This is a genomic window from Paractinoplanes pyxinae, assembly GCF_026626335.1.
GTDB lineage: Bacteria > Actinomycetota > Actinomycetes > Mycobacteriales > Micromonosporaceae > Actinoplanes > Actinoplanes pyxinae.
This window is the reverse complement of the sequence record NZ_JAPNTZ010000002.1, coordinates 280,738-305,717: the sequence shown is the minus strand read 5'-3', so window position 1 is coordinate 305,717 and position 24,980 is coordinate 280,738. Positions and strand designations below refer to the sequence as shown.

At 71.8% G+C, this 24,980-nt stretch carries 24 protein-coding genes; 10 read left to right on the top strand and 14 right to left on the bottom strand.

The annotated features are described in order from the left end of the window. Positions 1–162 precede the first annotated feature (162 nt). Positions 163–1,752 (bottom strand): glycoside hydrolase domain-containing protein, encoded by a 1,590-nt coding sequence (locus OWR29_RS06125; protein ID WP_267561518.1) that lies wholly within the window; start codon positions 1,750–1,752, stop codon positions 163–165. A 26-nt stretch (positions 1,753–1,778) separates the two neighbouring features. Next, a complete protein-coding gene (locus tag OWR29_RS06120; protein ID WP_267561517.1) occupies positions 1,779–2,969 on the bottom strand; it encodes an MFS transporter in 1,191 nt (396 codons plus the stop codon). Between the two features lie 66 nt (positions 2,970–3,035). On the opposite strand from OWR29_RS06120, the gene OWR29_RS06115 reads away from it, so the two are divergent. The 4 genes from OWR29_RS06115 to OWR29_RS06100 all read left to right on the top strand — a co-directional run bounded on the left by OWR29_RS06115 (position 3,036) and on the right by OWR29_RS06100 (position 5,490). Beyond that, the gene (locus OWR29_RS06115) at positions 3,036–3,383 is read left to right on the top strand and encodes a DNA polymerase ligase N-terminal domain-containing protein (RefSeq protein ID WP_267561516.1); all 348 of its coding nucleotides are present in this window, start codon (positions 3,036–3,038) and stop codon (positions 3,381–3,383) included. A gap of 23 nt (positions 3,384–3,406) precedes the next feature. Beyond that, positions 3,407–4,075: a DedA family protein gene (locus OWR29_RS06110; protein WP_267561514.1), complete on the top strand. Its 669-nt coding sequence runs from the start codon at positions 3,407–3,409 to the stop codon at positions 4,073–4,075. 53 nt (positions 4,076–4,128) lie between these two features. Then, on the top strand, positions 4,129–4,788 hold the full coding sequence (locus OWR29_RS06105; RefSeq protein WP_267561513.1) for a hypothetical protein: 660 nt from the start codon (positions 4,129–4,131) through the stop codon (positions 4,786–4,788). A gap of 72 nt (positions 4,789–4,860) precedes the next feature. Beyond that, entirely contained in the window at positions 4,861–5,490 is a 630-nt protein-coding gene (locus tag OWR29_RS06100; RefSeq protein ID WP_267561512.1) for an HAD-IA family hydrolase, read from the top strand. Here the strand turns inward: OWR29_RS06100 and OWR29_RS06095 are convergent. The 3 genes from OWR29_RS06095 to OWR29_RS06085 are packed head-to-tail and all read right to left on the bottom strand — an operon-like array spanning position 5,446 to position 9,736. Then, positions 5,446–6,444, bottom strand: a complete 999-nt coding sequence (locus tag OWR29_RS06095) for a Dyp-type peroxidase (RefSeq protein WP_267561510.1) — start codon at positions 6,442–6,444, stop codon at positions 5,446–5,448. The genes OWR29_RS06100 and OWR29_RS06095 overlap by 45 nt on opposite strands. Positions 6,445–6,498: 54 nt before the next feature. Continuing rightward, the gene (locus OWR29_RS06090) at positions 6,499–7,620 is read right to left on the bottom strand and encodes a PQQ-binding-like beta-propeller repeat protein (protein ID WP_267561509.1); all 1,122 of its coding nucleotides are present in this window, start codon (positions 7,618–7,620) and stop codon (positions 6,499–6,501) included. 7 nt (positions 7,621–7,627) lie between these two features. Continuing rightward, the gene (locus tag OWR29_RS06085) at positions 7,628–9,736 is read right to left on the bottom strand and encodes an alkaline phosphatase family protein (RefSeq protein WP_267561508.1); all 2,109 of its coding nucleotides are present in this window, start codon (positions 9,734–9,736) and stop codon (positions 7,628–7,630) included. A gap of 126 nt (positions 9,737–9,862) precedes the next feature. Between OWR29_RS06085 and OWR29_RS06080 the strand changes: the two genes are divergently transcribed. Continuing rightward, positions 9,863–11,071 carry a glycoside hydrolase family 18 protein gene (locus tag OWR29_RS06080; protein WP_267561507.1) on the top strand — a complete coding sequence of 403 codons (1,209 nt, stop codon included), beginning with the start codon at positions 9,863–9,865 and terminating at the stop codon, positions 11,069–11,071. On the opposite strand, the gene OWR29_RS06075 is transcribed toward OWR29_RS06080, so the two are convergent. Beyond that, entirely contained in the window at positions 11,034–11,780 is a 747-nt protein-coding gene (locus tag OWR29_RS06075) for a LamG-like jellyroll fold domain-containing protein (RefSeq protein ID WP_267561506.1), read from the bottom strand. The two genes, OWR29_RS06080 and OWR29_RS06075, sit on opposite strands and share 38 nt — an antisense overlap. Positions 11,781–11,849: 69 nt before the next feature. Then, a complete protein-coding gene (locus tag OWR29_RS06070) occupies positions 11,850–13,136 on the bottom strand; it encodes an NAD(P)/FAD-dependent oxidoreductase (protein WP_267561505.1) in 1,287 nt (428 codons plus the stop codon). 376 nt (positions 13,137–13,512) lie between these two features. Here OWR29_RS06070 and OWR29_RS06065 point away from each other — a divergent pair, with 376 nt between their 5' ends. The 3 genes from OWR29_RS06065 to OWR29_RS06055 are packed head-to-tail and all read left to right on the top strand — an operon-like array spanning position 13,513 to position 16,326. After that, on the top strand, positions 13,513–14,040 hold the full coding sequence (locus OWR29_RS06065; protein WP_267561504.1) for a SigE family RNA polymerase sigma factor: 528 nt from the start codon (positions 13,513–13,515) through the stop codon (positions 14,038–14,040). After that, positions 14,037–15,248, top strand: coding sequence for a TolB family protein (locus tag OWR29_RS06060; protein ID WP_267561503.1), 1,212 nt, complete (start codon positions 14,037–14,039; stop codon positions 15,246–15,248). The genes OWR29_RS06065 and OWR29_RS06060 overlap by 4 nt, the downstream gene beginning before the upstream one ends. A 40-nt stretch (positions 15,249–15,288) precedes the next feature. Beyond that, complete coding sequence (locus tag OWR29_RS06055; RefSeq protein WP_267561502.1) at positions 15,289–16,326, top strand: lysylphosphatidylglycerol synthase transmembrane domain-containing protein; 1,038 nt, start codon at positions 15,289–15,291, stop codon at positions 16,324–16,326. Here the strand turns inward: OWR29_RS06055 and OWR29_RS06050 are convergent. The 5 genes from OWR29_RS06050 to OWR29_RS06030 all read right to left on the bottom strand — a co-directional run bounded on the left by OWR29_RS06050 (position 16,316) and on the right by OWR29_RS06030 (position 21,727). Then, positions 16,316–17,011 (bottom strand): tetratricopeptide repeat protein, encoded by a 696-nt coding sequence (locus OWR29_RS06050; protein ID WP_267561501.1) that lies wholly within the window; start codon positions 17,009–17,011, stop codon positions 16,316–16,318. The two genes, OWR29_RS06055 and OWR29_RS06050, sit on opposite strands and share 11 nt — an antisense overlap. Before the next feature lie 37 nt (positions 17,012–17,048). Next, positions 17,049–17,990 carry a cyclase family protein gene (locus OWR29_RS06045; RefSeq protein WP_267561500.1) on the bottom strand — a complete coding sequence of 314 codons (942 nt, stop codon included), beginning with the start codon at positions 17,988–17,990 and terminating at the stop codon, positions 17,049–17,051. Positions 17,991–18,000: 10 nt separating this feature from the next. Further along, the gene (locus OWR29_RS06040; protein ID WP_267561499.1) at positions 18,001–18,588 is read right to left on the bottom strand and encodes a TMEM165/GDT1 family protein; all 588 of its coding nucleotides are present in this window, start codon (positions 18,586–18,588) and stop codon (positions 18,001–18,003) included. Between the two features lie 238 nt (positions 18,589–18,826). Beyond that, positions 18,827–20,425 carry an alpha/beta hydrolase gene (locus tag OWR29_RS06035; protein WP_267561498.1) on the bottom strand — a complete coding sequence of 533 codons (1,599 nt, stop codon included), beginning with the start codon at positions 20,423–20,425 and terminating at the stop codon, positions 18,827–18,829. Positions 20,426–20,512: 87 nt separating this feature from the next. Beyond that, positions 20,513–21,727, bottom strand: a complete 1,215-nt coding sequence (locus OWR29_RS06030; RefSeq protein WP_267561497.1) for an MFS transporter — start codon at positions 21,725–21,727, stop codon at positions 20,513–20,515. 89 nt (positions 21,728–21,816) lie between these two features. Here OWR29_RS06030 and OWR29_RS06025 point away from each other — a divergent pair, with 89 nt between their 5' ends. Continuing rightward, positions 21,817–22,401, top strand: a complete 585-nt coding sequence (locus tag OWR29_RS06025) for a TetR/AcrR family transcriptional regulator (RefSeq protein ID WP_267561496.1) — start codon at positions 21,817–21,819, stop codon at positions 22,399–22,401. A gap of 60 nt (positions 22,402–22,461) precedes the next feature. Here OWR29_RS06025 and OWR29_RS06020 read toward each other — a convergent pair whose 3' ends face one another. Beyond that, a complete protein-coding gene (locus tag OWR29_RS06020) occupies positions 22,462–23,034 on the bottom strand; it encodes a TetR/AcrR family transcriptional regulator (protein WP_267561495.1) in 573 nt (190 codons plus the stop codon). Between the two features lie 124 nt (positions 23,035–23,158). Between OWR29_RS06020 and OWR29_RS06015 the strand changes: the two genes are divergently transcribed. After that, positions 23,159–24,043: an SDR family oxidoreductase gene (locus OWR29_RS06015; protein ID WP_267561494.1), complete on the top strand. Its 885-nt coding sequence runs from the start codon at positions 23,159–23,161 to the stop codon at positions 24,041–24,043. Positions 24,044–24,052: 9 nt separating this feature from the next. On the opposite strand, the gene OWR29_RS06010 is transcribed toward OWR29_RS06015, so the two are convergent. Continuing rightward, complete coding sequence (locus tag OWR29_RS06010; RefSeq protein ID WP_267561493.1) at positions 24,053–24,883, bottom strand: oxidoreductase; 831 nt, start codon at positions 24,881–24,883, stop codon at positions 24,053–24,055. Between the last annotated feature and the right edge of the window lie 97 nt (positions 24,884–24,980).

Sequence of the window (24,980 nt, the reverse complement as noted above, 5' to 3'; positions counted from 1 at the left end):
CGCCCTCTGCGGCGCACAGCGCATGCGACCCGACGCGCTACTGGCAACGCCGGCCGACATTCCGATGTAGCCCTCGCGGCCGTCCCAGCGTGCGCCGCAGGAACTCACGCGCCGAAGCGCATAACCGGTCCGCTCCGCCAAGATCATGCGACAGCGACGCCGCTACGCCAGCGGTGTGATGGTCGCGTAGCCGGTGGCTAGGCGGAAGGGTGGGCGGAGGGTGGTGCCGGCGCCGGCCAGGAAAACCAGGTTGCCGGTGGACTTCTGGACTGCGGTTAGGTCGGGGTAGCCGTCGCGGTTGAAGTCGCCTACTCCGGTCAGGTCTCGTAGGTCGGTGGCGGCCGTGTTGAGGGGTACTCGGGCGCCGGTGAAGCCGCCCTTTCGGCCGGGCCACAGGTAGAGGCGGCCGTCGGTGGTGAGGCGGGCGGCCAGGTCGGGGAAGCCGTCGCGGTTGAAGTCGCCTGCGTTGGCCAGCTCGGTGCGGCCGGTCCAGCCGGTTCCTACCAGCTTCTGGCCCGACAGCTTCGTGCCGCTCTGACCGGCGTACAGGAAAAGGTTGTTGCCCGGTGAGAGGGCCAGCAGGTCGGGCAGGCCGTCGCCGGTGAGGTCGCCGATCGGCGTTAATTCCCGCATCTTCTGCCAGCCGCGGGTCAGGCGTTTGCGGGCGCCCAGGCCGGTGCTTGTGCCGGGATAGAACCACAGGTCGCCGTTGGTCTGGCGGGTCACCACGTCCTCGCGGCCGTCGCGGTTGAGATCGCCGATGCGGATGATGGCGTTCATCGCGCGGAAGTTGGGGGCGAGGGTGCGGCGCTGGTTGTTGTCGACGAGGGAGCCGTTGCCCATGAAGGCCGTCAGGGCACCGCTCGGGGAGCGGCCCAGCACGTCGGACCAGCCGTTGCCGGAGATGTCGGCCGTCTTCGTCTTCGGGAGGGGCGCGAAGTCGACGTAGTCGCTGTCGATGTTGATCGTGACGCCGCCATGCGTCTCTTTGTGGCCGCCGCGCCACTGTTTCATGCGGCGTTTGCCTGGCCAGGCCGTGGCCGGGATGGCCTTGTCGGTGGTCACGGGGTTGAGGTCCCAGCGGGCGAAGTCGATGTAGTCGGGCCGGGTGTAGCCGGGGGTCGCGTAGTTCGCGACCTGGTGGGTGATGCCCGACGAGACGCTGGAGTAGAAGCCCGAGAAGTAGCCGTTGTCGTGCAGCCGGGCCGTCCAGCCGTTCATGAAAGCCAGTACGCCCTTGCGGCACGCGTCGTCGTCGGTGCGGTACGCCTCCATGTCGTAGATGAGGACGCTCTCGCGGGCCAGCCCGAGCCGGGTGGCCTGGGCGACGGCGTCCGAGGCGGTGAGGCGGCCCTGGGTCTCGGCGTGCGCGTTGTCGATCAGCTTGCGGCCGCCGCCGATCGTCGTGCACGTCGCCTGCGGTCCGACGTAGAGCGGCAGCAGCTTCCAGCCCGCCTGCACCTGCTGTTTCACCCAGTCCGGGGTGAGCTGGGGCTGCGCGCACCCGCGGTTGACCCCGCCGATGTAGATGCCGATCGCCCGGTACTCCGAGTCGGCCCGCCACGCCTTCATGGCCGCGCTGGTGGGAGCGGTGCAGGCGTCGAAGGCAGGGCCGGTGAAGGCGCCGGGCTGCACGGTCGACCAGGTGGCGGCATCGGCTCGTTGCAGCGCGATCGAGGACGCTCCGACCACCACGGCGGCGATCAACGTCCCGATGGCGATCTTGCGCCGGGCGGGTGTCACGACAGACATGACTGCCGAGCAAAGCAAGCCGCGGGCTAGAACACCTCGGCCGAACGGCCTCTGTCACCCGTACGGGTAGACATCCGACCCACCAGGAGCAGGGCTCCCGCCAGCGCCAGCGCGCCGACCTCCATGGCCGCCCCGACCAGCGGCGTCGAGTCGTACCCCCAACCGGCGGCGATGGCCCGGCCGCCCAGGTAGGCGCCGGCCGCGTTGCCCAGGTTGAAGGCGGAGACGGCCGCCGCCGAGACGACCAGGTTGTCGCCGTCGGCCGCGGCGATCACCCGGGTAGTCAGGCCGGGCACGGTGGCGTACGCGGCCACGCCCAGCGCGAACAGCGTCACGGCGGCCGGCGTCTTCGAGTGCGAGCTCCACGCGAAGGCGACCAGCACGATCAGCATGGCCGCGGACGCCGCGACGATCGTCGACATGAGATGCCGGTCGGCCGCCCGCGCCCCGATCACGTTGCCCAGCACCAGCCCGAGGCCGAACAGCACGAGCAGCCAGGGCAACGCGCCCGCCCCGAACCCGGCCACCTCGGTCATCAGCGGAGCCACATAGGTGAAGGGCGCGTAGACGGCTCCGAACGCGAGCGCGGTCATGCCCAGCGCGAGCCAGACCGCCGGGCGGCGGAAGGCACTCCAGGTGGCGCCGGGCTGGTCGCCGGCCCCAGCGGCGGGCACGAACGCGGCCGTGGACAGGGCGGCCACCACGCCCAGCAGAGCCATCGCCCAGAACGTGGCCCGCCAGCCCAACTGCTGGCCGAGCAGGGTGCCCAGCGGCACGCCGGCCACGTTGGCGACGGTGATGCCGCTCAGCATCGCGGCGATCGCGCTGCTGCGGCGCTCGGGGCGGACGAGGTCGGCCGCGGTGATCGTGGCGATGCCGATGAACGCGCCGTGACAGAGCGCGGCCACGACCCGGCCGGTCATCATCGCCGCGAAGCCGGGGGCGAGGGCCGAGATCAGGTTGCCGGCCACGAAGAACCCGATGAGAGCGATCAGCACCGGCTTGCGGGCCCGGCGGGCGACCGAGGCGGTCAGCAGCGGCCCGCCGATCACCACGCTCAACGCGTACCCGGAAATGAGCAGACCCGCGGTGGGGATCGAGACGGACAGATCGGTGGCGATCTGCGGCAGCAGGCCGGTGATGACGAATTCGGTCATGCCGAGCGCGAACGTGCCGACGGCGAGGGCGGTGAGCGCGAGGGCCGGGCGCGTAGACACCGGCACACAATGACAGAAGGAGCGCCGGCCAGAAAGCAGCGCCGGCCAGGCGGTAGCGTCGGCCGGGTGGAGCCCGCCTTTGTGCTGCATGACCACCGCAAGCCGCGGCCGCATTTCGACCTGCGGCTGGAGGAGGACGGCGTGCTGCGCTCGTGGGCCGTACCGAGGGGACTGCCGACCGACCCGGCGCGCAACCGGCTGGCCGTCGCGGTGCCCGACCACGACCTCGACCACCTCACCTACACCGACGCGGACAAGTCGATCGCGGACATCGGCTGGTGGCAGGAAGAGGACCGCAACGACAAGCGGATCGTCTTCACCCTGCACGGGCGGGACGGGTCACATCGGTACGCGCTGATCCACACGGATGGGGTCAATTGGCTCCTGCACCGCACTAAGGAGCAACCTCGGTAGCGGACCCGGTTACCGTTGACCCGATGCCACCTCCAGCCGACCTTCCCGGATTCCTGCACGGCGTGGCCCCGATCCTCGACCGTTGGGGCTATTACGCCATCGCGGGTGTGATCGGCGTCGAAAGCTTCGGGGTGCCCGCGCCGGGCCAGACGATCATGGTGGCCGCGGCCGTCTACGCCGGTGCGGGCCGGATGAACGTCGTCGCCGTCGCCGCCATTTCGTTCGTCGCCGCCGTGGTGGGCGACAACATCGGCTACTGGATCGGGGCGCGCGGCGGCCGCAAGCTGGCGCTGCGGTGGGGGAAGTACGTGTTCCTCACCCCGGAAAGGCTCAACCGGGCCGAGGGTTTCTTCGCGCGCCGGGGCGGCCGGGTCGTCGTGGTGGCCCGGTTCATCGACGGGCTGCGCCAGCTGAACGGTGTGATCGCGGGCATAACCGCTATGCCGTGGCGCACGTTCCTGCTCTACAACGCCATCGGCGCAGCGCTGTGGGTAGGCTTCTGGACGACCATCGCGTACCTGTTCGGCACCCATCTCGTCGAGATCATCGAGCACGCGCACCGCTACAAGTGGTGGGCCATCACGGCTGTCGTGCTCGCCGTGGCGGGTTACGTGACTTTGCACGTGCGGCACATCCGCCGCCGTCGCGCCCGTAAGGCCGACCCCGCCGCGGTGCAGGACACGTCGTCCTGACGATTGCATCGATGAAGCGCGGGTACGGCTATGGGTTAACGGAAGGAGAAGCCGTGACCAGCAAGCAGCTCGACCGCCGCCGTGAGCAATCGGCGGCCGCGAACACCGCCGCCGAGCGGACGAAGACGACCGTCACCGAGCTGGAGAACAGGCTGCGCACCAACGCCGACCTGACCCGGCAGCAGACGCAGGCGCTGCGCAACGCCGAGGCCGAGGCCAAGCGGCTCAAGCGCGCGCTCAAGACCCAGGCCCGCGACAAAGACCGGCTGGAGAAGGCGCACCGCAAGGCCTCCGCCCGGGCCGAGAAGGCGCAGAGCAAGGCCTCCTCGCTCGAGGAGAAGTACGACAAGAGCCTGCTCGCCGACCTGATCCGCCGCGAGAAGGAGCGCGACCGCGCTTCCGCCTCCGAGAGCAAGGCGCCCGAGGGCAAGGCGCCCGAGACGAAGGCGGTCGAGGCAGCGGCTCCCGTGAGCCCCGCCCTTCCGGCCGTCGTGCCGCCGGCGCCGGTCGAGACCTCTTCCCCGGCGCCGGTCGAGACCGCTCCCCCGGCGACGTCGAACACCGCCCGGGCCACCGCCGCCCGGCGGACGGCCGCGAACGCCGCGTCGTCGGCCGCCGCGCCCACCCCGCGCACGCGGGCCCCGCGCAAGACCGCCGCGGTGGCCGAGGCGCCCACCCCGGCCCGACGCGCACCTCGCAAGCGCACTCCCTGATTTACTCGTACGAAGGACGGCCCCCACCCGGGGTCGTCCTTCGCCGCGTCCGACGACCAGACAGAGGTTCCCGTGCCCGATTCGGAGCAGTTCGACGTCAGCACGGTGCGGGCCGTGCTCTTCGACATGGACGGCACCCTGGTCGACTCGGACGGAGCCGTCCTGCGCTCCTGGCTGTCATGGGCGGCCGAGTACGGCGTCGACGGGCAGCAGGCCTACGAGATGGCCCACGGCAGCCCGAGCGCGTCCACCGTACGCAAGCTCCTGCCCCACCTCGACGAGGCGGCCATGGTCGTGGCCTCGGCCCGCCAGCTCGAGCTGCAGTACGACGACCTCTCCGACGTCACCGCGACGCCGGGCGCCCACGAACTGCTCATCCACCTCACCCTGCGCGGCTTGCCCTGGGCCGTGGTCACCAGCGCCGACAGCCGCCTGGCCAAGGCTCGCCTGGCCGCGGCCGGCATCACCGCGCCGGTGCTGGTGACCACCGACGACATCGCGGCCGGCAAACCCGATCCGGAGGGTTACCTGCGCGCGGCCGAGCTGCTCGGCGTCGACCCGAAGGACTGCCTGGTGGTCGAGGACGCCGAGGTGGGCCTGGCCGCCGGACGGGCCGCGGGCGCGCACACCGCCGCCCTGCGCGGCCTCGAGGGCGACCTACGGCTGGACACTCTGGCCGACCTCACCCGGCTCATCGGCTGACGGGGCCTCCGGCAGGTCGTCGAGGAAGTCCGCGGTCGGCACGTAGAACAGCGACCCGGTGAGAGCCGTCGAGAAGTCGAGGATCCGGTCGTACGTGCCGTAGGGCTCACCCAGGAACATGCGACGCAGCATCAGCTCGGGCACATCAGGCGTGGCCGCGTAGGCGATGTAGTACGTGCCGAACTCGCCCTCCTTGACCGAGCCGAACGGCATGTTGTCGCGCAGGATCTTGAGCTCGTTGCCGTCCGCGTCCTCGATGACGTTGAGCTTGACGTGCGAGTTGGGCGCCTTGTCGTCGTCGGGGATCTCCACGTTGTCGAGCTTGCGCCGGCCGATCGCGGCCTCCTGGTCCTCGACCTTGAGGGCGTTCCAGGCCTCGAGGTCGTGAATGTACTTCTGCACCATCACGTAGCTGCCGCCCGCGAAGACCTCGTCCTCCTCGCCGATCACGACCGCGTCCATCGCCTTGGCGCCGGTCGGGTTCTCGGTGCCGTCGACGAAGCCGAGCAGGTCGCGCTCGTCGAAGTACTTGAAGCCGTGCGTCTCGTCCACGATGTCGCCCGCCCCGCGCAGCCGCTCGCCGATCTTGGCGGCCAGCTCGAAGCAGACGTCCATCTGCCCGGCCCGGATGTGGAACAGCAGGTCGCCCGGCGTCGACGGCGCGCTGTGCTTCGGGCCCTTCCAGGCACGGAAGCGGTGCAGCTCGGCCGGGCGCGGGCCGGCGAACAGCCTGTCCCACACCTCGGAGCCGATGCCGGTGACGCAGGAGAGCTGGGCCGCGGGCAGCCGGAAGCCGACCGTGCGCTGCAGCCCGCTCAGGTCTTCGAGCAGGTCGCGCACCGTCTGCTCGCCGCCGGGGCGGACGGTGGCGACCAGGAAGATCGCGGCGTCGGTGAGCGGGGCCAGCACGGCCTGCGAGGCCACGGCCGGGGCGACGGAGCGAGGCGCTGTCATGGCCGAATTTTATGGGCCCGCCCAGGTAAAAGAGCCGACTAGTGATCGGGCTGACTAGAACGCGGCGAACCGGCGGCGGTCCTGGCCGTTGATCGTCGTGAAGTCGCCGCCGGCCTCGATCGCGCCGGCCACGTGGTTGACGCTCAGCACCCGTACGCCAATGACCCCGTTGGCGGTCGGGGCCCAGCCGGTGAGCTGGCCCTTGGACGTCACCGCGGCCAGCTTGAACCGGGCCCGCGCCCCGTCCACGCAGCCGCCCTTGACGCCGTTGCGCTCGGTCAGGCAGGCGTTGTCGAAGTGGCCGCCCACATAGGTGATGCCGCCGGTGGTGACGATGGCCGACGCGTCCCCGTCGAAGACCCGCTGCCAGCGCATCATCCCGGTCCAGCCGTAGGCGATGGCCCGCCCGCCCACTCCGGCCGTGGCCACGTGCACGCCGAGCGGGTCGAGCGAGATCGCCCGCACCTCGGCCGGCACCCGGGGCCGGAACACCGGCACGACCTCCCCACTGACGCCGTTGACCCCGGCCAGCCGGAGCGTGCCCTTGACCGCGTTGACCGTGTGGAAGCCGCCGCCCAGATAGACCCGCGGGCCGGTGACGGCCAGCGCGTGCACGGTGTCGTCGGCGGCCGGGCGCCACCCGGCGTCCAGCTTGCCGGTGGCCAGCGAGAAGGCGGCCAGGTTGCTGCGCTTCTGGCCGGACACATCGGCGAAGCTGCCGCCCAGGTAGAGGCGGCCGTTGCCGACGGCCAGCGTGTACGCCGTGCCGGCCAGCGTGTGCCGCCACGACCGGAGCTCGCCGCTCGTGGGGTGCAGGCGGGCCAGGGAGTCGCGGGGCTCGCCGTCGATCCGGTGGAAGTCGCCCGCCGCGTACACGCTGTCCGGGGTGGCGGCCAGGGCGCGCACCACGCCGTCGGCCCCGGGCGCCCAGTCGAGCAGCTTGCCGGTGCGCGAGTCGAAGGCGGCCATCCGGTCGCGCGGATAGGTGCGCCCGCCCGCCGTGGCCGTGGTGAACGCGCCCCCGACGTAGACGGTCGCGCCGCGGTGGGCGATCGCGTAGACACCGCCGTTGAACGTGGGCGCGGCCGAGCGGGCCTGCGGGACGGCCGCGAGCGCGGCGGACGACGGGACGAGCAGGCCGATCAGGACGACCAGGGGGACGAGAAGTCGAGGCACAAAGTGCCTAACCGTCGTGCGTCCTCGAAAGTCTCGCGACGTCCTGATCTTCGATCGGCTCGTGCTCCAGCGCGGGCTGGGTGTCGGCCGCCGGCGGCTGGGTGCGCAGCCCGAGCATGGCCAGCCACTCGATCAGCTGGCGGTGCACGGCGTCCGGCCCGTCGAGTTCGTCCTCGGTGACCGGCCAGCGGGCCGGGTGCACGAGCATCGCGTCGGTCTGCCAGCCGCCCAGGCCGCCGTGTGAGCCGACCAGTTCCTCGAACGCCGCGACCTCCTCGGTCACCGGGTCGACGCAGCTGATCAGCACCAGGTCGCCCATGTGCTCGGCCGACTGGTGACGCAGCAGGTCGTGGCGGGCCCGCGGCCCGTACGGCAGAAGCGGGTCGACGCCCTCGACGACGCCGTCGGCCAGCCGGTGGCGGCCGGAGCCGCCCAGCGCGACCGGCCCGTCGTCAGTCTTGACGATGACCAGGCCGATGCCCGGATGGGCGACCAGGCCGTGGATGAGCCGGGGGTAGGCCCGGTCGATGGCGGCCCGGTCGAGCCGTTCGGGGAAGCGGGTGAGGTAGACCAGGGCCAGATTGCCGGACGACACGACCAGCAGCGGGGCCAGCGGCGGCTCGGGGAAGTCGGGTTCCTGCGTGGCCTCGCTCTCGGCCGGCGTCGCGGGCGCGTCGGCCTGGTCGGGCGCCGAGAAGCGCTCGACCACCTCGTCCAGGGTCTCGCCGTAGCGCTGCTTGAACGTGGCGCCCTGGCTCTGCCCGTGGTCGCTGAGCACCACCAGGTGGTAGCGCCGGGCCGCCTCGGGGGCCAGCCGTTCGAGCACGCCGAGCATGCGGTCGAGGCTTTCCAGCTGGCGCATCGACTCGGGCCGGGCCGGGCCGGCGTGGTGCGCCACCTCGTCGTAGTCGACCAGGTCGCAGTAGATGGCCGGGGCGCCCCGGGCCATCTGCTCGGCGATCAGCGACACGTTCACGTCGCGCAGCAGCATCGAGGCCGGGCGCAGGGCCAGGAAGGCGCCGGAACGGCTGACCCGGGGCTGCAGGTTGCGCCGGCGCTGCAGGCGGGCCTGGTGCAATTCGGTGAAGACGTCGCCCACACCGAGGACGAGGGCGCGGGTGAAGCCGTACGGCGAAGCCATGAACGCCGCCCAGCCGCGGGCCGACCGCCCGGGCAACGCCGCGTGGCTCACCGTGAGCAGGCTGACCGCCGCGTCGCCGCTGAACGCGTTGCCGATGCTCACCCCGCCGTCGCGCAGCAGGCCCCGGCCGTCGCTGAGCCGCGGCTCGAGCACCGCCGCGTCGCGCGGCCGGTTGGTCACCATGAGCTTGCCGGTGTCCTTCTCGAACCACCGGAAGGCCGGGATCTGGCGGGTCGCGCCGTGCAGGATGCCGGCCTGCGAGGCGGGCGTGGTCGAGGGCAGGCCGGTGTGCCAGCCACGCATGGTGTGGCTGCCCGAGCGCAGCCAGTGCCCCAGGGTGGGCAGGTTGCCGGCCCGCACGGCCCAGCGCAGCACCGGCTCGGACAGGCCGTCCAGCTGCACCATGAGCAGACCGGGTTCGGTGCCCGGGCGCGGCCGGCGGAACGTCAGCAGCGGGCCGCCGGCCAGCCGGGACTGCCGCCGGCGGACGCCGCGCATGAGTCGCCGGGCCTCGCGGACGAACGTGTCCTCGGTGCCGCTGTCGGCCATCCAGTCGACGATCGCGGCGAACACCACGGCCAGGACCGCGGTCACCACCAGCGACGGCAGGCCGCTGATTCGGTTGGCCGGGTCGAGCTCGAGCGCCACCACGATCACGACGACCTGGGCGATGACCCCGAGCAGCATGGCGCCCCAGCCGCCGAGCGCGGTGATGCCGACCAGCAGCAGCGGGCGCAGCACGGCGCCCACTCCGGCCACGATCGCCACCAGGCCCAGCGTGTCGACGATGTCGTTGCTCTCGACGCCCGGCATCAGCCAGAGCGTGACGGTGAGCACGACGAAGGTCACGAGCGCGCTGCGCAGCACGGCCCGGAGCCGGTTGAGGATCCGCCGCCAGCTCAGCAGGACGCGCAACTCGGCCCGCCAGCTGCGGGTGACCGGGACGTCGGCGGGTTCGCGAGGGCTGATGGCCACCGGGAAACGATCGCACAACCGGCGGCGGTGGTGACCGGCCGTGCCGGGAATCACCCCGCTCCGGCGGTACACCCGGACGAGTGATCACTTGTGGCCGGGTTGTCCCGTCCGGATAGCTTCGGAGCGGTGCGCGCCCGATTCGTCTTGATCATCCTTATCCTGCTCGGCCTGGCCGCCTGCGGCGCTCCCGAGAAGAAGCCCGCTCCGGCGCCCGCACCCAAGGTGGTCGGCTATTTCACCGGCTGGGGCGTCTACGCCCGCGACTTCCAGGTGCGCGATCTGGACGAGAGCGGCGCGGCCGGGCGGCTCACTCATCTGCTGTACGCGTTCGGCAAGGTCGCCGGGGGCCGGTGCACCACCGCCGACAAGTGGGCCGACTACGAGAAGCCGATCGCGGCCGAGCACAGCGTGGACGGCGTGGCCGACGGTCCCGGCGCGACCCTGCGCGGCAACCTCGGGCAGTTGCGCAAGCTCAAGCAGAAGCATCCCGGCCTGCGGGTGCTGTGGTCGTTCGGCGGCTGGACCGGCTCGGCCGGGTTCACCGAGGCGGCCCGAGACCCGGACGCTTTCGCCGAGTCGTGCCACAAGTTGCTCACCGACCAGCGCTGGGCGGGCCTCTTCGACGGCATCGACGTCGACTGGGAGTATCCGAACGCCTGCGGCCTGAGCTGCGACAAGAGCGGGCCGCAGGCACTGTCTCGCCTTCTCTCCTCGTTGCGTGAGCGGTTCGGCCCCGACTCGGTGATCACGGCGGCGGTGCCGGCCGACGTGTCGAAGCTGACCGCCACCGACTACCGGACGGCGGCGGGCACGGCGAACTGGCTGAGCGCCATGACGTACGACTACTTCGGGGCCGGCGGGGACACGCGCAAGTTGCAGAAGACCGCGCCGCACTCGCCACTGACCGCGTACCCCGGCATCCCGCGCGACACGGCGACCACCTCGACCACCATCGACGAGCTGCTGAAACTGGGCGTGCCGGCGTCGAAGGTGCTGCTCGGCATCGGCTTCTACGGTCGCGGCTGGACGGGGGTCACGGCCACCGAGCCGGGCGGCGACGCCACCGGCCCGGCCGCCGGCCGCTACGAGAAGGGCCTGGAGGACTACGAGGCCCTGGTCAAGCGGTGCCCGCCCACCGGAACGATCGCGGGCACGGCCTACGCCCGCTGCGGCTCCCAATGGTGGTCGTACGACACTCCCGAGACGATCAGGGGCAAGATGGCGTACGCCCGCGGCAAGGCCCTCGGCGGCGCCTTCGCCTGGGAGCTGTCGGGCGACACCCCGGGCGCCGAGCTGCTCACCGCGGTGACCGACGGGCTGTCTGGCCGACCCTGACCCACACGTTGTCCAGGGCCCCGTTGAACTGGTCGTTGTCGGCGAAGGCGCCCTTGCCGCCGATGCTCATCGGGCGGTTGTTGGTGACCGAGAGACTGGCCGGCACGGTGATGCGGCCGCGCAGCAGGTCGTCGACGAAGACGGCCAGGACGCTGCCCGAGCGCGAGCACCGCACCCGGTGCCAGCGGCCGTCGGCCACCGACACCGAGCTGGTGACCATCCGGATCCGGCGCAGCCGGTCGCCCACGAGCACGCAGCTGGGCCGGCCGGCCACGCCGTCGATCTGCAGCTTCCACTGGCTGCTGGTCTTCGAGAAGCCCTTCTGGATGACGTTCTGGCCCTTGCTGGTCTGGGTCGGGCTCAAGTAGACGTCGGCGCCGAACGAGATGTCCCGTGTGCCCGGGTTGAGGTCGGGCGTGGACGGCGTCTGCAGGGCCACGTGCGGGCAGACGCGCAGCAGGCATCGGGACGGGAACAGCAGCGCCGAACCCTGCCCGTGGGCGACCTGCCGCACGGCGCCGCCGTGGCCCGAGATGACCCGCAGGTTGTGCCCGCGGCCGGAGCCGTCGAGTATCGGGCGCTCGTTGAACGCGTACTGGGCCATCAGCACGGCCGGGGTGTCGGCGGTCGCGCGCGCCGGGACGCCGGCGCCCGTCAGGAGGGCGACCAAGATCAGCGCGGCCGGTCCGGCGGCCCATCTGGATGCCATGCGTTAATTATGGCTTGTGTACGGTTTGTCGGCCTCGGGAAGCCCCCCGCCTTATCCCTCGAACAGGCGTCAACTCGACACCGAGGTGCTTTCCAGCGGAACCGCCGTGCCCCGCACCAGACCCAGCTGCACCCCTTGGCGCGGCAGGATCGCGTCGAGCAGCCAGTCGGCGCTCACCCGCACCCGGTTGCCCGGCATCGACAGCAGGTGGTAGCCCCGGGTGACCACCTTGGCCGGCAGCCCCTGGAGCGGCACGCCGACCGGGTTGGCCGCCGCGTCAAGACCGCCGAGGTCGACCACGAAGCCCAGGTCGTAGTGCTTGTAGGCACGGCGGCGGCCCTGGCCGTAGGAGGCCGCGATGTTCTTGGCCACCGCCGTGCCCTGCCGGGTCGCGTGCTGCGCGGTCATGCCGGTGAGCTCGCCCGGGCGCGTGAGGTCGGGCACGGCGGCCGCGTCACCGACGGCGTAGACATCGGGGTGGCCGGGCACGTTGAGGAACTCGTCGACCACCAGGCGGCCGTTCTTCAGCGGGAGGCCCAGGTCGGCCACCAGCGGGTCGGGCCGCACGCCGACGCACCAGATGAGCGAGCGGGTGGGTACGAAGTCGCCCGTGGACAGGTGGACACCGTCCTCGGTGGCCTCTTTCACACTCGTACGCAGAAGGACCTCGACCCCGCGCGAGCGCAACACCTCATCGGACGCGCCGGCCAGGCGCTCGTCGAGGCTCGGGAGTACACGATCGGCTGTGTCGAGCAGGATCCAGCGCACCTTGTCGCGCAGCTCGGGACGTTCGGCCGTGAGCGCCTTGGTGAACAGGACGCCCTGGGCCGCCACCTCGGTGCCCGTGTAGCCCGCGCCGGCCACCACGAACGTGCACCGGGCGCGACGCTCCTCGTCGGTGGGCGCGTTGACCGCCAGCTCGATCTGGCGGGTGATGTGGTCGCGCAGATAGAGCGCCTCGGGGATGCCGCGGTAGCCGTGGGCGTACATCGTGACCCCGGGCACCGGCAGCAGCTTGTTGACGGTGCCGGCCGCGATGACCAGACGGTGGTAGCCGATCGAGCCGGCCCGGCCGTCGGGGTCGGTGAACGAGACCGTGCGCTGGTCGAGGTCGAAGCCGTCGACCTCGCCCAGGATCAGCCGGACGCCGGGCAGGGCGGCCTGCAGCGAGACGGTGACCCGCCGCGGCTCGAGGATGCCGGCCGACACCTCGGGCAGCAGCGGCAGATAGAGGAAGTAGTCGGTCGGGTTGATCACGACGATCTCGGCGCCGCCACGGGAGAGCTTGGCCAGACTGCGGGCCGCCGTGAACCCGGCGAAGCCGGCCCCGACGACAACGATGCGAGGGCGTGCCATGGGAGATCCTTCCCTCCTGGGCGCCACCACGCCCGCCGAGCGAACCGATGCCCGACCGACGCTAGGCGAAAACCGCTCCACCCGGGATGTGAGCGGGGTGACAATCCGGCACGCCCACGGATTGACCGTTCGGCCGATTCTCGAAATCGGCCGAACGGTTGTCGTCCGGCAAGCGACCCCCCAGCGTCTGTAACGGACGCCGGACAGTGCCCACACGGGGAGGCATTGCACGGTGTATCCGCTGGTCGGTGCCCACACGGGGTGGCATCGCCCGGCCAGTTCGAAGGTGGAGGGGGCGGACGTGACCGGCAGCGCGGTGCTTGAGCCGCCTGGGTACGCTCACGTCTCCCTCGACACCTCGAACGGACACCTACGAATGGACGCCCGTGAGGCCGACTATGCGCAGTTCGTCCGCACCCGGACGCACGCATTGTTGCGCTCGGCGTACCTTCTGACCGGGGATCAGCACCTGGCCGAAGACCTGGTGCAAGAGGCTCTGGCCCGCACCCACCGGGCGTGGTCGCGGCTCGACCGGGTCGAGAACGCGGAGGCGTACGCCCGCAAGGTCATGTATCACGCGCAGGTGTCGATCTGGCGCCGGCCCAAGGTGGCCGAGGTGCTGCCGCCCGACTTCGAGCCCGACCGCCGCCGCGGCGCCGACGACCCGGCCGACGCCGCCGTCGAACGCCTGGTGCTGCGGCGCGCCCTGCTGACCCTCAGCGCGAAGCAGCGGGCCGTGATCGTCCTGCGCTTCTTCGAGGACCACACCGAGGCCGAGGCGGCCCAGATGCTCGGCGTCTCGGTCAGCACGGTCAAGACCCAGACCGGTCGCGCCCTCGACCGGCTCCGCTCGATGCTGCCCGACCTGCGGGTGCTCACCGAGGTGCCGGAGGCCGGCCGATGAGCCCCGAACACGATCAGCTCCGGTCCTCGCTGCGCGACCTGGCCGACGTCGCCGAGCCCACCGACATGTACGAGCGGGCCCTGCACCGCTCGCGCCGGATCGGCCGTCGCGAGGCCGCCGTCGGCACCGGCGCCGCCCTGCTCGTGCTGGGCGTGCTGGCCAGCGGGCTGTGGAAGATCCCGCAGCACAAGCCGGCCGAGGTGCCGGTGGCCGCGCGCCCGCAGTCGTCGGCCGCGAGCGAACCGCCCACGGTGACGGTCCCGCCCGCGCACGCGGGCGCCAAGCCGACCCGCAAGCCCCCGACCGCGACGCCACCGGCGCGCACACGCGACACTGCCGGACGGCCCACCAAGAAGCCCCGCCCGGCCAAGCCGCAGTCCCGCGTGCTCTCCGACATGACGGGTCACGTCTTCTACGCCGAACGCGACACCGCGCCCGACGTCGTCCGCATGTCGCCCACCGACGGCGCCCACGAGGTCGTGCTGCGCGACGCGCCGTCCTCGGTCGGCATCTCGCCCGACGGCAACCGGGTCGCCTACGTGGCCGACGGGACGCTGCTGGTCAGCGAGTCCGGCGGCGAGCCGGAACAGGTGCTGACCGGGGTGGTCGCGGCCGACCAGGCGCCGGTGTGGTCCCCCGAGGGCGACCGGCTGCTGATCGACGCGACCGAGCTCGACTCCGCGCCGGGCATCCTCGACGTCGAGACCGGCACGGTCACCCCGCTCCCGGCCGGCCTGTCCGCCGGGCAGCACTTCCGCTGGTCGGGCGACGGCAGCACGCTGGTCTACGCGACCTCGTACTGCGGGCTCAAGCTGACCGCCGACAACGCCGACACCAGCACCAGCGTGCCCGTGCTGGGGGCGACGCAGACCCGCGACAACCCGGACGGCCTGGCCGCCTGCAAGCCGACCAGCGTCGACGCCACCGGCCGCCGGGTGACCGTGCCGCTGCAGACCACTGGCGAGAGCACGACCGGCACCGACACGGCCGACACGATCGTCGACACGTCCACCGGCCAGCTGGAGGATCTGCCGGTCGGCGGCACGGTGGTCGGCGCGGTCTTCGACGCCGAGGGCAACCTGCTGGTGCGCACCGACGACGACGGCAAGCGGGTGCTCTCACTCTTCGGCCCCGACAACACGCTGAAGGTGCAGGCCAAGGAGCCGGCCGCGATGCGCGACCTCGACCTGATCGCCTACACCCGCTGATCATCTGCGCGCTCCGCGCCGGAGTGCGACGATCAGTCAGATGGCCGTGCAGCAGCAGACCGCCCGGCCCACGACCGGAGTGCCGCCGTGGTGGCGGCGGGGACCCGCCGTGGCCGTCATCGTCGTGGTCGTGCTCGGCGTCGAACTGATGCTGGGATGGTCGTCGCTGGCCGGGGCGCTGGCCCAGCTGCGTGCACCGCAGTGGAACTGGGTGGCCGCCGCGCTCGCGGCCGAACTGGCCTCGATGGGCACGTACGCCCGGATGCAGCGCGCCCTGCTGCGCGGGGCCGGCACCAAGGTCAGCATGAAGAAGCACGTGGCCACGGCGTACGCGGCCCATTCGCTGAGCGCCACGCTGCCGGGCGGCCCGGTCTTCTCGACCACCTTCAACTTCCAGCAACTGCGCCGGTACGGGGTCTCCCCGGCCGTGGCGTCCTGGTGCATCGCGCTGAGCGGGGTGCTGTCGGCGGGCGCCCTGGTGGTGATCGGCGCGGTCGGCGGCCTGCTCGCCCGCCACACCGGCAGCTGGCACACACTGGTCTTCTACGCGGTCGGGGCGGTGGTGGTCGCTTTCGGCGTACGGCAACTGGCCGAGCACCCGCAGCTGCTGGACCGCCCGGTGCGGGCCCTGCTGGGCGGGGTGAACCGGGTGCGCCGGCGCCCGCCCGGGCACGGTCACGACCGGCTGCTCGGCTTCGTGGGTCAACTGCGCGAGGTACGCGTACACCCGGCCAATTTCGCGCTGGCGGTCGTGCTGGCCCTGCTCAACTGGCTGTTCGACGCGCTCTGCCTGTGGCTGTGCTGCGTCGCGGTGGGCGCCGGCGGCATCAATCCGGTGGCGCTGGTGATCGCCTACTGCGCCGGGATGGCCGCGGCCAGCGTGCCCATCGTGCCCGGCGGCCTCGGCGTGGTCGACGCGGCGCTGGTGCTGGGCCTGGTCGCGGGCGGCCTGGCCAGCGGGTTCGCGGTGGCCGCGGTGGTGCTCTACCGCCTGATCAGCTTCGGCTTCATCATCGGCCTGGGCTGGCTGGTGTGGCTGGCCATCCGCTACAAGTACCGGCACACGGTCAGCGCCTGAACAGCCGCCAGCCGCGTTTCTTGCTCTCGGCCGGCCGCTCGGCCTCGCCGTTGAGCACGGCCAGCCGGTGCTGGGCGACCGGGTTCTCCGGCTCCATCCGCAGCGACGTCAGCAGCGCCTGCCGGGCCTGGTCGAGGTGGCCGAGGGCGTCCAGCGTCACGCCGTGCGTGTAGTAGTAGTGCGCCTCGGTCGGGTCGAGCCCGATCGCCGTCCGGGCCGCCTGCTCGGCGTCGGCGATCTGCCGGTCGGCCGAGAGCAGCGCCCAGGCCACCCGGTCGTGCCACAGCGCGTTGCGCGGGTCGGCGATGACGGCCCGGTATGCCATGGTGACCGCTTCCTCGTGCCGGCCCAGCACGGTCAGGGCGCGGCTGGCCAGGGCGAGCGCCCGCGGGTCGGCCGGGTCGAGCCGGACGGCCTGCTCGGCCGCGTCGAGCCCGTCGGTGGCCTGGTCCAGCGCCAGCTTCAGGCGGGCGAGCAGGATCCAGGCTTCGCGGGCCGCGGGGTCGGCGGCCAGCACGGGCTGGAGCGTGGCCACGGCCTGCTCCAGCTCGAGCTGTTCGAAGAGGGTGGCCGCCTGGGCCACGGCGATCTCGGTGCGGCCGCTGAAGGCGCGCGGGCCGGGGGCCGCCGGCCCGTCGGCGTGAAGCTGCTGATCGGGGTCGGCCCGCAGGGGGTTAGCGGTCACGTGGACCTATTCGGCCGATTCGGGCCGAGGATGAGCCTTATCGGCCCGAAGGCTGCCAGCCCGCCGACCTCGTGTGATCATGCGGCTCGTAGTACGGGACCTGGGCGTACGCCCGCACCGGGAACGTGCCGACGGCGGTGATCCGCGGCGGCGCGGCGGTGAAGCGGGCGCCGTGCGGCGGCAGGTCCTCCAGCCCGGTCAGGTGCTCGACGATCGGGATGCCCGCGGCCAGCAGCACGGTGTGGGCCGGGCGCTCGCCGCCGGGCACCGCGTCGTCGATGTTGACCGAGTCGATGCCGACCAGCGCCGCGCCCCGCTCGACGAGTAGCGCCGCCGCCTCGCCGGTCAGGTAGGGCGCGTCGACCGTGTATTCGGGCGTGCCCCAGCCGCGGTCGCCCCCGGTGTGCAGCAGCACGGCGTGCCCGGCCACGGTCAGCGGCTCGAGGTCGGCCTCGGTGACCGCGCGCCGCCCGCTGCCGGCCGTGCGCACCACGACGGCGGGCAGGTCGGCCAGCCGTTCCAGCGGCATCCCGGCCAGGTCGGTGCCGCCCTCGTAGCGGTGCCGGGGCGTGTCCAGGTAGGTGCCCGTCTGCCCCAGCATCTCGACGCGGTCGAAGCTGAACGCGGTGCCCTCGGCGTAGTGGGCGCTCGTCTGCTCCCAGCTCTGGTGCACCGAGATCACCGGCGCGGCCAGGCCCGGATAGGTCGTCAGGCCGTCCGAGATGACGTGGCTGAGCTCGACGAACCGCAGGCGCGGCGGACCGGGCGGACCGGCCGGCACCGGCTCGGCGAACGTGCGTACGCCGGTCAGCTCGACCCGCTCGACGTCGCGCAGCCCCAGCGAGCCGACCAGGATCCGGGCCAGATCGGCCTCGGTGACCTCGGCCTGCGGCACATCGACCCGCAGTCCCTGCGCCTGCAGGCGGCCGCCGGTGGTGAAGGTGACGTCGGCGGTCAGCTCCGCCCGGTACTGCTGCACCTTGAATCCCCTAACGCAGCTCGATGATCGCCTCGATCAGCAACCAGATGCCGAAGATAGCGAAGAGCGCGGCCGCGCCGTACTTGATGGCCTTCTCGGGCAGGTGCCGGCCCAGCAGGCGGCCGACGAGGATGGCGAGCGCGTCGGCCGCCACCATGCCTACCGTCGAACCCAGCCAGGTGCCGAACCAGCCGTACTGGGTGGCCAGGGTGATCGTGGCCAGCATGGTCTTGTCGCCCAGCTCGGCCAGGAAGAACGCGCCGCCGACGGCCAGGATGGCCGAGCCGGTGCTGCGCTCGGCCTTGGTCTTCTCGTCGTCGGTCAGCTTGTCGCCGCGCAGCGTCCAGGCGCCGAAGGCGAGGAAGGCCACCGCCGCGATCAGGTTGATCCAGCCGGTCGGCAGCGTGGCGCCCAGGCCGTAGCCGATGCCGACCGAGACCAGGTGCACGATCGCGGTGGCCACGGTGATGCCGATGAGCACCGGGACGGTCTTGAAGCGGGTCGCGAACGTCAGGGCCATGAGCTGCGATTTGTCGCCCAGCTCGGCCACGAAGATCACCGCGAAACTGACCGCGGTCGCGACGAGGAAGCCTTCCACAGATAACTCTCCCGGTTACCAGGACCGGGCAGAAGGTGCGCATGGGCGACCTCGACCCGGCCGTCAGACGTCAACAGCCAAGCCGAAGGTCTCGCTCGCCTTGTGGAAAGGCCGCGCGGCCGGACCCGAGAAGTGAATCAAGGGTCAGTATGTCGACCGCGACATTGGGAGCTACTCCCCTTCGCGGAAACGAGCATAGCCAACGGCCCCCGCCCGAGGGCGGGGGCCGTGATCTCTTTCACCGGCCGGTGATCAGTTTCCGCACTTCCAGGCGCTCGGCGGGCGCCGGCGCCCGCTTGGCCTTGGTCGCCGCGATCGCGACCGGCGGCTCGAGCGGGCGGCAGCGCTTGTCCGAGCGCTCACCGGGCAGCCGCTTCGGGAGCTTGCCGGTGGCCAGGTAGTCGGCCACCGTGTTGTCGACGCACCGGTTGCCGCTCAGCGAGCCCGAGTGGGTGGTGCCGTTGACCCCCTCGAGCAGCACCGAACGCGGGAACCGCTTGCGCACCTCGAGGCTGCCGCTGAACGGGGTGGCCGCGTCCAGCGTCTCGCTGATCAGCAGCACCGGCGGCACGGTCTCGCCGGAGACGGTCACCGGGATGCCGCTGCGGGCCGGCCAGGTGCGGCAGGGCGCGTTGTACCAGGCGTTGGCCCAGGTCTCGAAGGGCGCCTTGCGGTGCACCTCCCAGTTGTCGGCGGTCCACTTGGCCCAGCTCTGCGGCCACCCGGCGTCGGTGCACTGCACGCCCAGGTACACCGCGTAGTTGTTGTCGGCGTCCGGCCCCGGCGGGTTGTTGGTGTCGTACAGCCGCCGCAGCCCGGACGCGTCGTGGTCGCGTACCCAGTCGCTGTAGGCGCGGCCGATGTCGGCCCAGCCGAAGTTGTAGTAGCCGGCCTGCAGGAAGATGTCGGTCAGCTCGGACGGGCCGATCTTGCCGCCGGCCGGCTTGCGGGTCAGCTTCTTCTGCTCGGCGTAGAAGCCGCGCTCGACCTCGCGGGCCGTGCGGCCCAGGTGGTAGACCCGGTTGTTCTTGGCCAGCCAGCGGAAGTACAGCTTGATGTTGCGGTCGAACGCGATGTCCTGGTCGAGGTTCGAGTCGTACCAGACGCGGGCCGGGTTCACGTTGCCGTCGAGCACCATGCGCCGCACCCGCTCGGGGAACCGGGTGGCGTAGACCTGACCCAGATAGGTGCCGTACGAGAAGCCGTAGTAGTTGATCTGCCGGGCGTTGAGCGCCTGCCGCAGATAGTCCATGTCCCGTACGGTGTCGAGCGTCTTCAGGTGCTCGAGCAGCTTGCCGCCGGCCTTGCCGCAGGCCTGGGCGTATCCCTCGGCTCGCTGCAGCCACTTGCGCTCGATCTGGGGCGACTTCGGCACGTACGGCGGCCGGTTGTAACCCGCGTAATCGGCGTCGCAGCTCAGCGAGGGCTTGCTGGCGCCGACCCCGCGGGGGTCGAAACCGATCCAGTCGTACGCGGCCCCGGCGCCGCCGGGAACCAGGGTGCCCATCACCGACAGCGCCCGGCCCTTGCCACCCGGCCCGCCCGGGTTGACCAGCATGACGCCCTGGTACTTGGCCTCGGGCACGGTGTGCTTGATCCGAGACACCGCGATCTGGATCTTCTCGCCCTCCGGGGCGGCGTGGTCGAGCGGCACGGCGAGCAGACCGCACTCGGCCTTGCGCAGGCGCAGGGCCGGCTCGGTGCAGGCGCTCCACTTGATGGTCGGCGCGATCCTGCTCGCCGGTTCGGTGTGCGGCCCGGCCGCCTGTGCATCGCTCGCCGGGGCCGCGATCACCGTCAGGGCGATCGTGGTGGCCGCCGCCAGAAGTCGTCTCATGCCAGCCTCTCGTGTCCAATTCGCCCCACTATGGTGGGGCGTGGACGGCCCAATAGCTGCCGCCCACGCCGAGGCGCCACGAAAGGTTCAGGCGGTCTTGCGGGTCCGCTGGGCGATCAGGGCGGCCGCGCCGAGCACGGCCACGACCAGGCCATAGACCAGCGCCGTGTCGTGCAGGCCGGCCGAGGTGGCGGCGAAACCGGCCACCACGGCGGGAACACTGAAGGCCACGTACGCGATGACCAGCGCCACCGCGAACAGCTCACCCCGCTCGTGCGGGGCGGCCAGCACGGCCAGCGTGCCGAACGAGGCCAGCGACGAGGCGCCGAAGCCGACACCCGAGACCACCGTGCCGACCGCGGCCAGCAGGGCGCTGCTCAGTTCGAGGCCGGTGACGCTGATCGCCGCGCCGATCGTGAGCAGGCTGCCCGCGAGCAGGAGCACCCGCTTGGTGGGCACGTTGCGCAGCAGGAACGAGCTCAGCGCGCCGGTGCCGCAGAGCAACGTCACCACCAGGCCGCCGACGAGATGGCTGCTGATGCCGAAGACGCCCGCCGCGACCGACGGGCCGAGCGAAAGGTAGAGGCCGCCGATGGCCCAGCTGGCCACGATGATCGGCACCAGCGCCAGCAGGTCGCCGCGCAGCCGGGCCGGCACGCCGAGCCTGGGCGCGAGGGAGGCGGCGGCGCCGGGCCGGCGGGCCGAGGTCTCGGGGATGCGGGCCACGACGACGCCGGCCAGCACCATGCCCGCCAGCAAGAGCGCCCAGACGAAGTGGGTGGGCGAGGGTGCGTACTGCACCAGAACGCCGGTGCCGAGCGCGCCGATCGCGAGGCCGGCCACCGGGGCGAGGCCGTTGATGAGGCCGGCCCGGCCGGGCGCGTGCGGCGGGTTCAGGTCGACCAGGGCCGCGCCCAGCGTGGTCATGGCGGCGCCGGTCGCGATGCCCTGCAGCAACCGCGCGGTCAGCAGAATGCCGACGTCACCGGCGGTCAGGAAGAGCACGAGCGAGACAGCCTCGAGCGCGATCGCGGCGGCCAGCACGGGACGGCGGCCGATGTGGTCGGACAGCGCCCCCAGGATCAGCAGCGAACCGATCAGCCCGACCACGTACACGGCGAAGACCGCGGTCAGCGTGGTGGCCGAGAAGTTCCAGAGGTGCTGATAGACGACGTAGAGCGGGGAGGGGGCGGCCGAGGCGGCCGAGAACGTCACGAAGATCGCCGCGATGGCGGCGAAGGCGACCGGGCGGGACAGCCGCCGGCCGCGAACGGACGGCGGAGCGTCAGCAAGGGTGGTCATGGAGCGTTCCTCGCTCTGGACGGTGAAAATACAGACAGGTCTGTCTGAACGCTCGAGACTAGACAGGTCTGTCTGCTATCGTCAACCGCATGTCCGCCGCGTCACCCTCAACCACCCGTAAGCCCTCGGCCCGCGACCGCCTCCTGGCCGCCGCCGACGAACTGTTCTACGCCGAGGGCATCCACACCGTCGGCATCGACCGCGTCATCGAACGGGCCGGCGTCGCCAAGGCCTCGCTCTACAGCACCTTCGGCAGCAAGGACGAGCTGGTCCGGGCCTATCTGGAAGGCCGGCACGCGCTGCGCCGCACCCGCCTGCTGGCCGGCCTCGAACGCTACGACGACCCGCGCGACCGCCTGCTCGGCGTGTTCGAGGTGCTGGCCGAACTGACCGGCACGCCCGGCTTCCGGGGCTGCCCCTTCTACAACGCCAGCGCCGAGTCGACGCGCGGCGGCCCGATCGAAGAGGTCTCGAACGCCAACCGCGCGTGGACCCGCGGCCTGTTCTTCGAGCTGGCCCGCGACGCCGGCGCCAAAGACCCGGCCGGCCTGGCCGACCAGCTGGTGGTCCTGTACGACGGCGCCTCGGTCGGTGGCCGCATGGACCAGAACTCGACGGCGGCCCTGACCGCCCGCGAGATCGCCACCATGCTGCTGGCCGCCGCCACCCTCTGACCATCGGGGATTCCGCGCCGCGGCGCCCCGAAGGGCGCGGAACGGCGAGAGCGGCGCGTCTCAGCCTCGCGGCCGCACGCCTTCCAGCGCCAGGTCGGTCAGGCGGGTGGCCTCGGCGGCCGCGTCGGCGCCACCCTCGGTGGCCAGCGAGATGGCGTTGATGAGCGTGAGCAGGTCGATGATCGACACTTCCGGGCGCACGGTTCCGGCGTCGTGCGCCCGCTTCAGAAGATCGCCGCCCGCGTCGACCAGCATCGTCTCGCAGGAGCTGTCCGGCGGCGGTTCGGGATTGCGGCCGCCGTCGAGCAGCGAGCGGGCCAACCCTCGCGTCGTTGCCCCATAGCGCGCGACCGCCCGCAGCCAGTCGGCCAGCGCGGCACCCGGGTCAGGACGCTCGGCGAACTCTCGGGCCTGCTCACACAACACCACGACCCGGTCATGGAAGACCGCCTCGAGCAGCGCCTGCCGCGACGGGAAATGCCGGTGCAGGGTCGCAGAACCCACGCCCGCGCGCCGGGCGATCTCTTCCAGTGACGCCTCGGCCCCGTGGCGGGCCACCTCAGCCTCGGCCGCCGCCACGATCTGGTCGTAGTTGCGCCGCGCATCCGCCCGCTTCGGCTTCACCAGAGCCACGCCAGGTCCTCCGAAGCGTTGAAATGGTGGGGTGCCCCACTTCGTGTTGGCAAGTGGGGCGGTCCCCCATATCGTAGCGGAGGTAAGCGGGGCGCCACCCCGTTTCACTGCGACGGGAGAGATCATGAGCGGCAACGTTCGGCAGGTCGTGCTGGTTACAGGTGCAAGTTCGGGCTTCGGACGGTTGACCGTGGAGGCGCTGGCCCGGCGCGGGCATCAGGTGTTCGCCGCCCTTCGTGATGTGGGCGGCCGGGGAGCCAAGGCGGCCGCCGAGCTGACCGCGCTCGCGGCGGCCGAACGCCTTGACCTGCGAATTGTCGAGCTCGACGTGACCGACCAGGCGTCAGCCGACAAGGCAGTCGAGACCGTGATGGAGGCCGCGGGCCGCCTCGACGTGGTGGTGAACAACGCCGGCGGGATCTTCCCGGGCCCGCTCGAGGCCTTCACCGCCGAGGAGGCGCAGCGCCAGTTCGACGTGAACGTCTTCGGCGCGCTGCGGGTCGCCCGGGCCGCCCTGCCTCAGCTGCGGCAGCAAGGTCAGGGCGTGCTGATCCAGGTCGGCTCGATCTCCAGCCGGGTCACGATTCCCTACTCGGGGCTGTACGCGGCGAGCAAGGCCGCCCTCGGCAGCCTGACCGAGGCGTGGCACCACGAACTGGCGCCGTTCGGTGTCGAGTCGGTCATCGTCGATGCCGCTCCCTACCCGACCAACATCGGCAACAATGCCGTGTTGCCCGCCGATGCCGCCCGCTTCACCGCGTACGGGGAAGGGTTTGGAAGTTTTGTCGGTGAACTGACCGGGCGGCAGACCGAGAACCCCGGCGACCCGACGGCGGTTTCCGATGCGATCGTCGCCCTGGTCGAGATGCCGGCCGGAAAGCGTCCACTGCGGACCGTTGTCGCCCCGCCCGCCCAGCGCGAAGCCGTCGAGTCGCTCAACGCCCACGCCGCCGAGACCGCCCGTATCGTCGGCGCCGACATGGGTGTGTCCGCCTTCCTGGTCGCGTAGGCGCCAGGGTCACTCGGCCAAAGCGTCGAGACGGGCGACGGCGGCCGTGGGCAGGACGACGTCGGCGGCGGCCACGTTCTCGCGTAGGTGCTCCACAGAGGACGTGCCAGGGATCGGCAGGATGGTCGGGCTTCGCTGCAGGAGCCAGGCCAGAGCGGTCTGCTGCGGCGTTGCTCCCACCGATGCCGCCACCTCTTCGAGCACAGTGGACTGCAGCGGGCGCCAGCCGCCCAGCGGGAAGAACGGCACGTAGCCGATGCCGTCCGCCGCGAGGCTGTCGATGAGGGGGTCGTCGCCCCGCAGCACCAGGTTGTACATGTTCTGGACGAAGACGATCGGTGCGATCGCGCGGGCCTCGGCGACCTGCTCGGCGGTGACGTTGGAGAGGCCGAGGTGCCGGATCAGTCCCTCGGCCCGCAGGCCGGCCAGCTCGTCGAAGGCCCGGGCCAGCGAGCCGGGGCCCGCGACGCGGAGGTTCACGGCGTCCAGTGCGTCCAGGCCGAGGTGCTCGAGGTTCGATTCGACCTGTTTCCGCAGGTCGTCCTGGGCCGGGTTCCAGCTGCCGTCGGCTCCGCGCCGGAAGCCGACCTTGGTGACGATTCGCAGGTCCGACGGGTACGGGTGCAGGGCCTCCCTGATGATCTCGTTGGTCACGAAGGGCCCGTAGTAGTCGCTGGTGTCCAGGTGGGTGACGCCCAGCTCGACGGCCTCACGCAGCACCCGGATCGCCGCGGCGCGGTCGCGGGGCGGGCCGAACGCGTTGGGGCCGGCCAGTTGCATCGCGCCGAAGCCGATGCGGGTCAGGGTCAGGTCTTCGGCGAGCGTGACGGTGTTGTTCATGGTTACCAGCCTGCGCCCGCGGCGACGGCAACGGGAGCCAACGGATGTGGTGGTAAAGCCTGTACCACCCACGGGCCGGACGGCCGCGCGACCATGG